A 12492-nucleotide genomic window follows, 5' to 3' on the forward strand; every position below is an offset into this window, starting at 1 on the left:
ATTGGGGGTTGCCAGTTATGCGGAGGCGAGCAGAATGGAGACATGGGTACACCAACAACGGGCACGTACACCGCGAAGCTCACGGACGGCCCCCTCGAAGGCAAGACCATCACCACGGATTTCCTGGAGTCGGGTGACCCTCGGCCGCGGCTGGAGATCCCCGCGGACGCGGGCGCCAAACGGTACGTCTATGCACGCGGCACCGGCCTGGAGTTCGACTCATCCGAGTTCCCGGACCGGCCGACGGCCGTGGACTACCGCTACCTCGAGGCCGTCTTCGCCTGAAGCCCCGTCGCCGCGCATCACGGGGGCGGCGGCCCGGCCGTGGCCCGCGCGCCGAGCTCGAAGCCGAGCACGGTGCGTGCGACGGCCACGGATGCGATCAGGCCGTGCACCGTGCACTCGGTCAACTCGGCCCCGTTGAGTGTCGCCGCCGTGGCCGCGGACCCGCACGGAACCCCGGCCACGAGACCGGACGCCGTGTCGGCCGCGGCGAGCGCGGCCGCATCGGCGGCCCCGCGCACCGCCTGACCGGCCGCCAGCACGGCCATCAGCGGCAGCACCAGGGCGGTCGCGACCAGCACGGCACCGAGGATCCCGACCGCGAGCACCGAACCCGACCCGCGCTCCCGGACGGACACCGAACCGGGCCGGCACTGCCGGTCAGGCGGCGAACCCGCCGGAGCCCTCATCAGCCACCGCCTCACCCGGCACCGCCTCACCCGGCACCGCCTCACCCGGCACCGCCTCACCCGCCACCGCCGCGTCCGCCACCGCCTCATCCGCCACTGCCGAGGGCGCACGACCCGGCCGAGACGGTGACACCGAATGCGGCGAACGCGCCGAATGCGCTCGGAGCGCTCAGGCGAACGCAGACGAAGTCTCCCTGCCGTTGGGTGCTGATCGCGGCAGGGCCGACCAGGCCTGCCACGAGCCCGGCCACCCTGTCCTCGCCGTCGCCTCGGGCCAGCGACCGGGCGGCGGCGGCCGCGGCGCCCGTCAGGCGCACCTGTTGGCCGGAGATCTGCACCGCGCCCAAACACAGCGCCAGCACCAGCAGCACGGCGGGAACCACCGTGGCGAACTCGGCCGTGACGCTGCCCCGGTCACCCCACGGTGAGGGCATTGCGCACCAGGTCGGTCAGGATGCCGCGCACCTCGTCCCCGCGCAGGATCACGATGAGCAGGCCCGCGAAGCCGACCGCCGCCATGGTCGCGATCACGTACTCCGCCGTGGCCGCACCCGTCTCGTTGCGCAGGCGACGCAGCCTTCCCTCCCCGCGGCGGGGCAGGTCGGCGTTTTCGGTGTGCCTGGTCGATGCAGGCTGGGCAATTCCGGACATCTGGTCGTCTCCTCTCGCGTCCTTCGACGCGGTTGTGGCCTCACGAAGGACACCAGACTCGCCTGCCCCGGCAACCCGGTGTGCCACGGGACTCGACCGGTACGCAAAACCGCCCGTTCGGTGCTGTGGAGAACAGCACGAGGCGGCGGCATCGCCCCCGGATGGTCAAGGGTCTTGCCATTTTTCGGGTTTGGTGAATGATTTGTGCACAGCTCTACCGCCGAGGCTCCACGAGGCGTAGTCTTTGTCCACCGGAGCCAATGAGCTCGGAGAATCGGGGCGCTGATGGCAGACCAATCACCGAAGAAGAGCACAGGTAAGACCGTCGCAACGGAGTCTCTGAAGGTACAGCGCGCCGCCCTTAATTTGAGAACGGCACGGAACGACTAGAGCAGTTGGACGGAAGTTATCGTGACTTCGGGAGCCGGGCCTCAGGCCCGGCTCTTTTCGTTAACCGGCGAGCGTTACCCCGTTCGTCAGCCGGCGAGCGTCACCCCGTCTCTGGCTGCCCCGGGTACACCTAGAACTGCGGCAGGGTCGAGGCCAGCACCGTCATCAGCAGGGGCACGACGCCGACGAGCATGAAGGCCGGAAGCACGCAGACCCCGAGCGGGATCATCAGGGTCACCCCGAGCGTGGCCGCTCGGCGTTGACCCTCCGCGCGGGCATCCCGCCGCACCTGCTCCGCCTCGGCGTGCAATAGCTCAGCGGCCGGCACCCCCGCACGCGCCGACATCGCGAGCACCCGGCCGACGGCATCCGCCGATCCGGCGCGGTGCAGGGCGAACCTCTCGACCGTGTCGTCGACCAGGGCCCGCGCTCGGTCGATGGAGCAGCCACCGGCCATCGCAATCGCCGTGAGATCCAACTCGAGGCCCGGGGTCGGGTCCCGTGCCCTCGCCGCGCGAACCAGGCGTCGGTTCCAGAACTCGGCGACGAGCATCAGCCCGGCCCCGGCGACCAGGCAGATCCAGCCCGGAAGGGTGAGGAACAGCATCCGCAGGGTGTTGAAACCCATCAGGCTGCCGAAGAGCAGACCGATCACGGGCAGGAACATGACCATGCGGGCGGTCGCTTTCGGCCCGGCGAGCGCAACCTCGAGGTCGGCGTGCAGACGGCCCAGTTCACGCAAGGACGCCGCCGACTCTCTCAGACAGGACGCCAGGGGCGCCCCGGCCTGGCTGGCCACCCGCCACGCCGCGGCGAGGCCGAGCCAGGCCTCGCCGACCTGACCGCCCGCCGCGCCCGCCTCGGCGGCCACCGCATCCGCGATGTTCCCTCCCGTCGTTCCGGCGTTCACGGCCGCCCGCACGATCCGGGCCGTCGGCGATTCCTCCGGCAACGACCCGATCGGTTCGACCTCGACCTCGACCTCGACCAGGTTTTCCCAGGCGGACGCCGGGGAGACTCCCGCCGAGAGCAGCACCGCGAGGCGCTGGGTGACCCGCGCGACCTCGTCGATGGCGGGAGACGCCCCGCCCGTTCGGCGCGTCATCCCACGAGCGTCGCGGGCCGGCTCGGGCCGCCGTGATCACCGGCCACGTCGTCCCCGGTAGCGCGTGCGCCCGCCGGAACCGTGCGGAGCCGCCCGTCGGCGTCGAGGGCGAACCGGCCGACCTGGGCCAGTCGGCGCGGGCCGTGCAGACGTTCGAGGTGGAGGATGAGGCCGATCGCACTGACCGCCTGCCGGGCCACGGCCTCCACTGTCATCCCGGCCACGGCGCCGAGGGCCTCGAGGCGGGTCGGCACATCCTCGAGGGAATTCGCGTGCAGGGTGCCGGCTCCCCCGTCGTGACCGGTGTTCAGGGCCGCAAGCAGCTCGCGGATCTCCGCCCCGCGGCATTCGCCGAGCACGAGCCGGTCGGGCCGCATCCGCAACGCCTCGCGGAGCAGACTGTCCAGGCCGATCCGGCCGGCACCCTCCAGGTTGGGCTGCCGCGACTCCAGGGCGACGAAGTGCGGGTGGTCGACCCGGAGTTCCGCGACGTCTTCGATCGCCACGATTCGCTCGGTCGCCGCAGCCTCGCCGAGCAGGGCGGCGAGCAGGGTGGTCTTGCCACTGCCGGCGGCGCCCGTGATGAGCAGGTTCTCCCGGTCGAGCACTGCGGAGCGGAGCCGGTCCACGAGCAGCCGGGCCGGCTCCCCCGAGCCGAACAACCCGGCCGCGGCGAGGGCGGCCAGGGTCGGTCGATCGGCTCGCGGCAACCGGATGGACAGCAGCGTGCCCGTGCTCGAGGCCGGCGGCAGCACGGCGTGCACGCGGATGCCGTCCGCCAGCCGCACGTCCACGCACGGGCTGGCCTCGTCGATGTGCCGCCCACCGAGGGCGATCAGGCGCACGGCCAGTTCGCGCACGGCGGCCTCGCCGCACACCCAGCCCGGCTCCCGCACCGCGCCGGCGCCGGCGTCGACCCAGAGCCCGCTCTCGCCATTGACGAACAGGTCCGTGACGCGGTCACCGGCGGCGAAACCGGCGAGCGGGCCGAGCCCGGACAGCCCCTCCCGGGCCGGGAACGAGGTTATGACGGGCAGAACGGGCCGTCCCGACACAGCGTGCTTGGCCGGCGCCCGGTCGGCAGGCCGCTCGTCCGACCGGGCCACCGACGGCGCCACCGACGGCTCCACCGACGGCTCCACCGGCCGGGTCGTCGGGGCGTTCGCCTGGTCGGTCACGTGATCCGCCCGGCCGGGTGCGGCATACGACGGAACGGCGACGAAGGGCTCCAACATGCCCCGACCCTAGGCGGGCCCGCAGGACGAGCGCGGGTCTCGGCGCCGTCCGGGGACATCCGGAGAGCACCGCACCTGTGGAGGAGGGCAGCCGGTCAGGGACGGGCGTGCGTCAAAACAGAGCGTTAAAAAAGGGGGGCGGCACCTATTGGGGGGAACAGGTGCCGCCTCGGCAGTGCGTCGATTGGGGGGAACCAAACGCACCGCAGGTCAAAACTTTCGTTCGGACGTCTCCCAGTGTATAAGGAAAACGAAGATGTGCAAGTCCTTTTTGTCCCCATAAATGAGGACACGGTTCACCGCCGCCCAATCGGGCCCCTTCTGGGGGGTGCGCGCCGGCCGCAATTTACTGCAACGTTGCGGCGCCCAGGCCGCTTAGGCCCCGCGACAGCCCGGTGGTGTAGCGTGAAATTGGCTCCGGTGTTGGAGCCGGGGGATACCGCTGAGGGGGTCAATGACGAGCAGCGAAACAGTTCTCACGATCCAGACCGGCCCGCCCGTGGCGCCCGTAGCGCCGGTTGCACCAGTCCCGCATCGCAAAGGAGCGACATTCGTATGAGCGTCAAAATCGACAACCTTCTCCATGAATCACGCAGGTTCCCGCCCACGCCCGAGTTCGCCGCGCAGGCAATCGCGACCCCGAAGCTCTACGAAGACGCCGCCGCGGACCGACTGGCGTTCTGGGCCGATCAGGCCAGGGGCCTGTTGGACTGGAGCAAGCCGTTCACGAAGACCCTGGACTGGACCAACCCGCCTTTCGCGAAGTGGTTCGAAGACGGCGAATTGAACGTCGCCTGGAACTGCCTCGACCGGCATGTCCTGGCCGGACACGGCGACCGGGTCGCCCTGCACTTCGAGGGTGAACCCGGCGACGCCCGCGACATCACCTACGCCGAACTGACCGCTGAGGTGAAACGCGCCGCGAACGTGCTCGTGAAACTCGGCGTGCACGCCGGGGATCGGGTGGCGATCTACCTGCCGATGATCCCCGAGGCCGTCATCGCGATGCTGGCCGTTGCCCGCATCGGCGCCGTACACTCGGTCATTTTCGGCGGCTTCAGCGCGGAGAGCCTCCGCTCCCGCATCGACGACGCGGATGCCGTGCTCGTGATCACCGCCGACGGCGGCTACCGCAAGGGCAAGGCCTCCGCGCTCAAGCCGGCCGTCGATGAGGCTCTCGCCGGCAACGACACGACGGTGCGGAACGTTCTCGTGGTCAAGCGCACCGGCGGCGACGTGACCTGGACCGACCGGGACCTGTGGTGGCACGAGGAACTCGCCGGCGCGGACGCCGAGCATGAGGCCCAGGGCTTCCCGGCCGAGAACCCGCTGTTCATCCTGTACACCTCCGGTACGACCGGCAAACCCAAGGGCATCCTGCACACGAGCGGCGGCTACCTCACCCAGGTGGCCTTCACCCACAAGAACGTGTTCGACCTGCACCCCGAGTCGGATGTATTCTGGTGCACCGCCGACGTCGGCTGGGTCACCGGCCACAGCTACGTCGTCTACGGTCCTCTCGCCAACGGTGCCACCCAGGTGCTCTACGAGGGCACTCCCGACACCCCGCACCCCGGCCGGTGGTGGGAAATCATTGAGAAGTACAAGGTGAGCATCCTCTACACGGCGCCCACCGCCATCCGTACGTTCATGAAGCTGGGCCGGCAGATCCCGAAGGGTTTCGATCTGACCAGCCTGCGCCTGCTCGGGTCGGTGGGCGAGCCGATCAACCCGGAAGCGTGGATGTGGTACCGCGAGGTCATCGGCGGCAACGTGGCCCCGATCGTCGACACCTGGTGGCAGACCGAGACCGGTGCCATCATGATCTCCGCCCTGCCCGGCGTCACGACGACCAAACCGGGGTCGGCCCAGGTGCCCATCCCCGGCGTCGTGATCGACGTGCTCGATGACGACGGCAATCACGTCGGCAGGAACAATGGCGGGCTGCTCGTCGTGACCGAGCCGTGGCCCTCGATGCTGCGCGGGATCTGGGGTGACCCGGAGCGGTTCGTCGAAACCTACTGGGAGAAGTTCGGGTTGGAGAACCCGCGCTACTTCGCCGGCGATGGCGCCCGGCTCGACCGGGACGGCGACATCTGGCTGCTCGGCCGCGTCGACGATGTGATGAACGTGTCCGGGCACCGCCTGTCGACGGCCGAGATCGAGTCGTCGCTGGTGGCGCATCCGATGACCGCCGAGGCGGCCGTGGTCGGCGCGCACGACGACACGACCGGTCAGGCCGTGGTCGCGTTCGTGATCATCAAGTACAGCCACCTGGAGGAGTCCTCGCACGCCGACCTCACCGCGGTGCTGCGGGCGCACGTGTCCCAGCAGATCGGTGCGATCGCGCGGCCGCGGCAGATCTTCATCGTCAGCGAGCTGCCGAAGACCCGGTCGGGCAAGATCATCCGGCGTCTGCTGCAGGATGTGGCCGAGGGCCGCGCGATCGGCGACACGACCACCCTCGCCGACACCTCGGTGATGACGGCGATCATGTCTACCCTGAAGTAGCCGCGCCGCCCACCACCCGCCAAACCTTCACGCCGAACTGTGAGAAAAGTACGCCCGGAGCCGCCAGAGGCGGGCCTTGCTCACAGTTCGGCGATGGATGGCGCGCCGCGGCGGGGATGACGCGCGGGGGCGCGGGGAGGGATTCACTCAATTCACAAGGGGCACCCCTAGCGTGGGGTCAATGTCGCGATCCCCCTCGCCCGGCCGACTGGTCGCCCTCGATGCCCTGCGCGGCGTTGCCGCCCTGATCGTGCTCGTGCACCACGTGTCGATGACCATTCCGGCCGTCTCCGCCGCCTACGAGTCCAGCGCCGGCGTCGACTTCCTGTCGATCGGCTGGTGGACGACGCTGTCGCCGCTGAAGCTGCTCTTCGCCGGGCCCGAGTTCGTGCTGGTGTTCTTCGTGCTCAGCGGATTCGTGCTCGTGCGATCTCCGCTCGCCGCGCCCGGCTACGACTGGCTGGCCTACTATCCGCGAAGGATCATCCGTCTCGCGGTTCCCGTGGTGATCTCCGTGGGACTGGCCGCGGCGTGGATCTACGTCTTTCCCCGCACCGGGGGCAGCGACGGCGGCGCCTGGCTGGCCCGGCAGGACAACCCCAACCTGGGGCTCGGCAACCTGCTGCGCGAGGCGAGCATCATCACCGAAACCAGCCGGCCCGACATCAACCCGCCGCTCTGGTCGCTCGCCTGGGAGATGTGGTTCTCGCTGCTACTGCCGATCGGCGTGATCCTCGCCGCGGCCAGCCGCCGCTGGAGCACGCTGTGGGTCGCCCTGCTCCTGGCCGTCTCGGCCTCCGGCTACGTCACGGGAATCGAACCGTTGATGTACCTCCCGGCGTTCGCGCTCGGCGCCCTCCTCGCGGCAAACCACGAGTCGTTGCGCGCGGGCGCCGCCCGCCTGGCCGCGCGCCGCTGGGGCACGGCCGCCTGGATCGGCCTCAGCGCACTCGGCCCGCTCCTCCTGATCGCGCACTGGCTCGCGCGGCCGCTCCTGACCGGGCCGTGGGGCGAGCTGACCCTGGCCCTGCGCGTGCCGGGCGCCGTGCTCATCGTCGCCGCGGTGGCGCTCTGGCCGCCGCTGCAACGCCCGCTGACCGCCCGCCCACTGGTCTGGCTGGGCACGGTGAGCTTCAGCCTCTACCTGGTGCACTTCCCGATCGTGGTCACGTTCGGCAACCTCTTCGGGCCGGATTTCTGGTGGCTGGGCGCCCTGATCTCCGTGCCGCTCAGCCTCGTGCTGGCCCAACTGATGACCCGATGGGTCGAGCACCCCTCGCAGAGGCTCGCCGCCGCCGCGGGACGGGCGTTCGCGCAACCGTTCCACCTGGGCACCGCGGCCACCGACCCCTCCCGCGCGGAAGGGCCGCCCCGAGCACCGCGGCGACCCTTCCGTGATTCCTCGAACGGCTAAGCGAACGAGACGATCAACTCAACCTCCACGGGCGAATCGAGCGGCAGGACCGAGACCCCGACGGCCGACCGGGCGTGCACGCCGATGTCGCCGAAGATCTCGCCGAGCACCTGCGAGGCGCCGTTGACGACACCGGGCTGGCCGGTGAACGACGGGTCGGATGCCACAAAACCGGTGACCTTGACCACCTGCGTGATCCGGTCCAGGGAACCGATCACGGCCTTGATGGCGGCGAGAGCGTTGAGGGCGCACTGCCGGGCGTACTCCTTGGCGTCGGCGGCGGGCACGAGGCCGTGGCCGTCCCCGACCTTGCCCGTAGCCGGGAGGGCACCGGACACCATCGGCAGCTGACCGGAGGTGAAGACCAGCGACCCGTTCGCGACGGCCGGCACGTAGGACGCGACGGGTGGCACCACGCTGGGCAGGTCGATCCCCAGTTCGGCGAGGCGCGCTTCAATCTGCGACATGTCTATGCGCCTTCCGTTGCGGCAACCGGACGCTTGAGATAGGCGACGAGCCCACCCTCCGGCCCGGGGACGACCTGCACCAGCTCCCAGCCCTCAGAGCCCCAGTTATTAAGAATTGCGGCCGTGTTGTGGATCATCAACGGCGTCGTAAGGTACTCCCAGGCAGGCATATGGCTCCGATTCAGGCGGTTTTTCAGGTTTTGTCCCGTAACCTCAAGTGTATGTCTGCCAAAAATCGTACCGTTAGCGGAGCGCTCGGAGGGCTCATCGGTTTCGTCGGGATGAGCGCCATCGCCGGCGTCCTCGTCACCGTCGCGGTCACCCCCGCTCTGGCCCTGTCCGGCATGGCCGCGACGAATACGATCAACGTCTTCGAGAACCTTCCCGACTACCTGGCGATCGACCAGCTGGCGCAGAAGAGCAACATCTACGCCACCCGCGACGACGGCTCGACCGGTCTCCTCGCCTCGTTCTACGACCAGAACCGCGTCGAGGTCGCCTGGGACTCGATCAGCCCGTTCGTGAAGGATGCCGCGATCGCCGGCGAGGACCCCCGCTTTTACGAGCACGGCGGCGTGGACCTGCAAGGTACGGTGACCGGCCTGGTCACCACCATTGCCAGCGGGTCGGCTCGAGGCGGCTCGTCGATCACCCAGCAGTACGTGAAGAACGTGCTGGTGCAGAAGTGCGAGGCGCTCACCGACGAGAAGAAGCGCACGGTCTGTTACGACGCCGCCACCGAGACGAGCCCCGATCGCAAGCTCAAGGAGATGCGGTTCGCGATCGGTGTGGAGAAGAAGTACGCGAAGGACGACATCCTCCGCCAGTACCTGAACATCACCGGTTTCGGCGGCACGGTCTACGGCATCGAGGCCGCCGCGAACTACTACTACAACACCACCGCCGCCGCGCTCACCCTGCCGCAGGCCGCCAGCCTCGTCGCGATCGTCAACAACCCGGTCAAGTTCCAGTTGGACTATCCCGACAGCGAGACCAACGGTGCGGCCAATGGATACGCGGCGAACAAACAGCGTCGCGACTACATCCTCGGCGAGATGCTCAGGTACAAGAAGATCACCCAGGCCGATCACGATGCTGCGGTCGCCGCGCCGATCGAACCCGTCATCACCGAACCGAGCACCGGATGCACGACGGCCGGCACGAGCGCGTATTTCTGCGACTACGTCACCAAGATCCTCCAGACCGATGTGACCTTCGGTCCGGATGAGGAGACTCGCCTCGCGAACTTCCGTCGCGGCGGCTACAACGTCTACACGACCATCGACCTCGACCTGCAGAACGCGGCCGTCGCCACGATGAACGAGAACGTGCCCAAGACCTACGACGGCTGGGATGTCGGAAGCGTCATCACCAGCGTGCAGGTGGGCACCGGGCGAGTTCTGGCGATGACCCAGAACAAGAACTACACCCAGGTTGACGGGACCGACCCCAGCGCCACCGCGGTCAACTACAACACCGACATCAACCAGGGCGGATCGCGCGGCTTCCAGCCCGGATCGACGTACAAGGTCTTCACCCTCGGCGAGTGGCTCACGGAGGGACATTCCCTGAACGAGCGCGTCGACTCCCGACGCAAGTCGGACTGGGGCACGTTCAAGGACAGCTGCCTCGGCCCCCAGTCGTTCCCGGGCTACAACCCCAAGAACGACGCCAACGAGAGCGGCACGAACTACAGCGCGCTGGAATCCACGATCGGCTCCATCAACACCGGCTTCATCGGGATGGCCAAGAAACTCGACCTGTGCGGCATCCGTAAGACGGCCGAAAACTTTGGCGTGCACCGGGCCGACGGCGACCCACTGGAGCAGGGGGCATCGGCGGTGCTGGGCACAAACGAGATCGCGCCCCTGAGCATGGCCGTCGCCTTCGCGGGGATCGCCAACAACGGCATCACCTGCAGCCCGGTTGCGATCGACAGAATCACCGGACCGGACGGCAAAGAGCTCGCCGCGCCGAAGTCTGATTGCAAGCAATCCGTGGACCCCGCCGTCGATGCCGGCATGACGTATGCCATGCAGCGTGTGATGACAGAGGGCACGGCCACCGCGTCCAATGCCGGCACCTCGCCGCGCGTCCCGATGATCGGTAAGACCGGTACGACCGACGGCAACAAGGACACCTGGATGAGCGGGGCGAGCAGCAAGGTCGCCACCGTCGTCGGTGTCGTCAGCGTCACCGGAGACATCAACCAACGCCAGGTGGACTTCCCCACTGGAACGGCCGCTACCGCCCGTCACCGGATGTGGCCGGCCGTGATGAGCGTCGCGAACGCCAGATACGGTGGCGACGCGTTCGCTGAGCCCCCGACGAAGGTGCTCCAGGCAGTGCAGATCCCGATCCCTGATCTGCGCGGCAAGTCCATGGCGGATGCCCGGTCCACCCTCGAGTCCGCCGGCTTCAGCTTCGCCGACGGCGGCGTCACCGACTCCGAGATGCCCGCCGGGACCGTCGCCAGGACCGACCCCGCCGGCGGGACCACCGCCGGTCGAGGTTCGACCGTCACGGTGTTCTCCAGCAACGGCTCCCAGGTCATCGTGCCCGATGTCGTCGGCAAAACCGAGGCTGAGGCGCGAGCCGCACTGAAGGGCTTCGCCGTGAAGAAGACCGACCAGGACGTCACCGATCCCAAACAGGTCGGAACGGTGCTGTCAATGACCCCCGCGGCCGGGTCGGGCTCCGCGCCCGGCGGCGAGGTGACGATCGTCGTCGGCAAGCTCGGTGCCGTACCGAAGGACAAGGGATGACGCGCGCCCCCGGCCAGGCCGTTGCGGTGAGCCTCGGGGCCGCCGCCGCGGCGGGGCTCGCCGCGTTCGCCTGGGGTTCCCTCGTCGAACGCCGCCTGTTCACGCTGCGTGAGGTCACCGTTCCGGTGCTCGCTCCCGGTTCGGACCCGATCAAGGTGCTGCATCTGTCCGACCTGCACATGGCGCCGTGGCAGCGCGACAAGCAGGACTGGGTGCGCGGCCTCGCCGATCTCCGGCCCGACCTCGTCGTCAACACCGGCGACAACCTCGGTCACGAAGATGGGATCTCCGGAATCGAGTATGCGCTCGAGCCGTTCACGGGCATCCCGGGCATCTTCGTCAACGGCTCGAACGATTTCTTCGGCCCGATTTTCAAGAACCCGTTCCGCTATTTCTCCGCGCCCTCGAAGCTTCGGGGCGCGATGCACCAGAAGCTCGACACGGACAGCCTGCACCGCGTCTTCGCGAACCTCGGCTGGACCGACCTGAACAACACGGCCGAGGCGCTGGACATCAACGGCACCCACCTTGAGCTGTTCGGCGTGGACGACCCGCATATCAAGCGCGACCGGCTGGACCTGATCACCCGGGCCGTGGACGACCTGCGCGCGAACGATCCTCTCGCCGACGAGTCCTGGCCCGACCCGGAAGAAGCCGCCGCGCCCCGGCCGACGCTTACCATCGGTGTCGTGCACGCACCGTACCAGCGCGTGCTGAACTCCTTCGTGAACCACGGAGCGCAGCTGATCCTCGCCGGGCACACCCACGGCGGTCAGGTCTGCGTGCCCAGGTTCGGCGCCCTGGTCACCAATTGCGACATCCCGCGCAAGCAGGTCAAGGGACTCAGCCTGTGGGATTCCGGCCTGCACACGGCCTACCTCAACGTGTCGGCGGGCCTGGGAACGTCGATCTACGCCCCGGTGCGGTTCGCCTGCCCGCCCGAGGCGACCCTGCTCACGCTCACGTCCGCCTAGGTCTCGACGAGCTCGACCACCGCCCCGCGCTCGGCCCCGCCCCGGCACCCGGTGGTCGAGCCCGTCGAGACCCCCGCACCCCCGCACCCCGGTGGTCGAGCCCGTCGAGACCCCCGCACCCCCGGCGGTCGGGCCTGTCGAGACCAACCTCCCGAGTGGGGTTATACTTGACAAGGCTTACGGGCCATCGGGGTATGGCGCAGCTTGGTAGCGCGCGTCGTTCGGGACGACGAGGTCGCAGGTTCAAATCCTGTTACCCCGACAAATACATGAAACCCCCACTCTACG

General features: G+C 68.9%; 12 protein-coding genes and 1 tRNA gene. 6 read left to right on the plus strand and 7 right to left on the minus strand.

Annotation, left to right across the window (positions count from 1 at the left end; genetic code table 11):
• The first annotated feature begins 42 nt into the window (after window positions 1-42).
• Window positions 43-285, plus strand: a complete 243-nt coding sequence (locus QMG61_RS11700; RefSeq protein WP_283494504.1) for a hypothetical protein — start codon at window positions 43-45, stop codon at window positions 283-285.
• A 17-nt stretch (window positions 286-302) separates the two neighbouring features.
• Here QMG61_RS11700 and QMG61_RS11705 read toward each other — a convergent pair whose 3' ends face one another.
• From QMG61_RS11705 to QMG61_RS11725, 5 genes are all read right to left on the minus strand, one after another.
• A complete protein-coding gene (locus tag QMG61_RS11705; protein WP_283494505.1) occupies window positions 303-692 on the minus strand; it encodes an Rv3654c family TadE-like protein in 390 nt (129 codons plus the stop codon).
• A gap of 86 nt (window positions 693-778) precedes the next feature.
• Window positions 779-1126 (minus strand): TadE family type IV pilus minor pilin, encoded by a 348-nt coding sequence (locus QMG61_RS11710; RefSeq protein ID WP_283494506.1) that lies wholly within the window; start codon window positions 1124-1126, stop codon window positions 779-781.
• The gene (locus QMG61_RS11715) at window positions 1107-1343 is read right to left on the minus strand and encodes a DUF4244 domain-containing protein (RefSeq protein WP_349358374.1); all 237 of its coding nucleotides are present in this window, start codon (window positions 1341-1343) and stop codon (window positions 1107-1109) included. Before QMG61_RS11715 ends, QMG61_RS11710 begins: the two co-directional genes overlap by 20 nt.
• Before the next feature lie 520 nt (window positions 1344-1863).
• Entirely contained in the window at window positions 1864-2838 is a 975-nt protein-coding gene (locus QMG61_RS11720; protein WP_283494507.1) for a type II secretion system F family protein, read from the minus strand.
• On the minus strand, window positions 2835-4073 hold the full coding sequence (locus QMG61_RS11725; RefSeq protein ID WP_283494508.1) for a TadA family conjugal transfer-associated ATPase: 1239 nt from the start codon (window positions 4071-4073) through the stop codon (window positions 2835-2837). The genes QMG61_RS11720 and QMG61_RS11725 overlap by 4 nt, the downstream gene beginning before the upstream one ends.
• 555 nt (window positions 4074-4628) lie before the next feature.
• Here QMG61_RS11725 and acs point away from each other — a divergent pair.
• The gene (acs, locus tag QMG61_RS11730) at window positions 4629-6584 is read left to right on the plus strand and encodes an acetate--CoA ligase (RefSeq protein ID WP_283494509.1); all 1956 of its coding nucleotides are present in this window, start codon (window positions 4629-4631) and stop codon (window positions 6582-6584) included.
• Window positions 6585-6765: 181 nt separating this feature from the next.
• Complete coding sequence (locus tag QMG61_RS11735) at window positions 6766-7998, plus strand: acyltransferase family protein (RefSeq protein WP_283494510.1); 1233 nt, start codon at window positions 6766-6768, stop codon at window positions 7996-7998.
• Here QMG61_RS11735 and QMG61_RS11740 read toward each other — a convergent pair.
• Both QMG61_RS11740 and sp36 read right to left on the minus strand, forming a co-directional pair.
• Complete coding sequence (locus QMG61_RS11740; protein ID WP_283494511.1) at window positions 7995-8465, minus strand: RidA family protein; 471 nt, start codon at window positions 8463-8465, stop codon at window positions 7995-7997. The genes QMG61_RS11735 and QMG61_RS11740 overlap by 4 nt on opposite strands.
• Before the next feature lie 2 nt (window positions 8466-8467).
• Window positions 8468-8635: a Sp36 family protein gene (gene sp36 / locus QMG61_RS11745; RefSeq protein ID WP_283494512.1), complete on the minus strand. Its 168-nt coding sequence runs from the start codon at window positions 8633-8635 to the stop codon at window positions 8468-8470.
• Between the two features lie 51 nt (window positions 8636-8686).
• Here sp36 and QMG61_RS11750 point away from each other — a divergent pair, with 51 nt between their 5' ends.
• From QMG61_RS11750 to QMG61_RS11760, 3 genes are all read left to right on the plus strand, one after another.
• Window positions 8687-11230, plus strand: a complete 2544-nt coding sequence (locus QMG61_RS11750; protein ID WP_283494513.1) for a transglycosylase domain-containing protein — start codon at window positions 8687-8689, stop codon at window positions 11228-11230.
• A complete protein-coding gene (locus QMG61_RS11755; RefSeq protein WP_283494514.1) occupies window positions 11227-12204 on the plus strand; it encodes a metallophosphoesterase in 978 nt (325 codons plus the stop codon). Before QMG61_RS11750 ends, QMG61_RS11755 begins: the two co-directional genes overlap by 4 nt.
• A gap of 188 nt (window positions 12205-12392) precedes the next feature.
• Window positions 12393-12466: transfer RNA gene (locus QMG61_RS11760), tRNA-Pro, on the plus strand.
• The last annotated feature ends 26 nt before the right edge of the window (window positions 12467-12492 follow it).

The organism is Cryobacterium sp. PH31-AA6 (assembly GCF_030063195.1).
GTDB lineage: Bacteria > Actinomycetota > Actinomycetes > Actinomycetales > Microbacteriaceae > Cryobacterium.

Coding starts and splice junctions, on each gene's coding strand:
- QMG61_RS11700 (WP_283494504.1), top strand. CDS start 43: ATGGGTACACCAACAACGGGCACGTACACCGCGAAGCTCACGGACGGC.
- QMG61_RS11705 (WP_283494505.1), bottom strand. CDS start 692: ATGAGGGCTCCGGCGGGTTCGCCGCCTGACCGGCAGTGCCGGCCCGGT.
- QMG61_RS11710 (WP_283494506.1), bottom strand. CDS start 1,126: ATGCCCTCACCGTGGGGTGACCGGGGCAGCGTCACGGCCGAGTTCGCC.
- QMG61_RS11715 (WP_349358374.1), bottom strand. CDS start 1,343: ATGTCCGGAATTGCCCAGCCTGCATCGACCAGGCACACCGAAAACGCC.
- QMG61_RS11720 (WP_283494507.1), bottom strand. CDS start 2,838: ATGACGCGCCGAACGGGCGGGGCGTCTCCCGCCATCGACGAGGTCGCG.
- QMG61_RS11725 (WP_283494508.1), bottom strand. CDS start 4,073: ATGTTGGAGCCCTTCGTCGCCGTTCCGTCGTATGCCGCACCCGGCCGG.
- acs (WP_283494509.1), top strand. CDS start 4,629: ATGAGCGTCAAAATCGACAACCTTCTCCATGAATCACGCAGGTTCCCG.
- QMG61_RS11735 (WP_283494510.1), top strand. CDS start 6,766: ATGTCGCGATCCCCCTCGCCCGGCCGACTGGTCGCCCTCGATGCCCTG.
- QMG61_RS11740 (WP_283494511.1), bottom strand. CDS start 8,465: ATGTCGCAGATTGAAGCGCGCCTCGCCGAACTGGGGATCGACCTGCCC.
- sp36 (WP_283494512.1), bottom strand. CDS start 8,635: ATGCCTGCCTGGGAGTACCTTACGACGCCGTTGATGATCCACAACACG.
- QMG61_RS11750 (WP_283494513.1), top strand. CDS start 8,687: ATGTCTGCCAAAAATCGTACCGTTAGCGGAGCGCTCGGAGGGCTCATC.
- QMG61_RS11755 (WP_283494514.1), top strand. CDS start 11,227: ATGACGCGCGCCCCCGGCCAGGCCGTTGCGGTGAGCCTCGGGGCCGCC.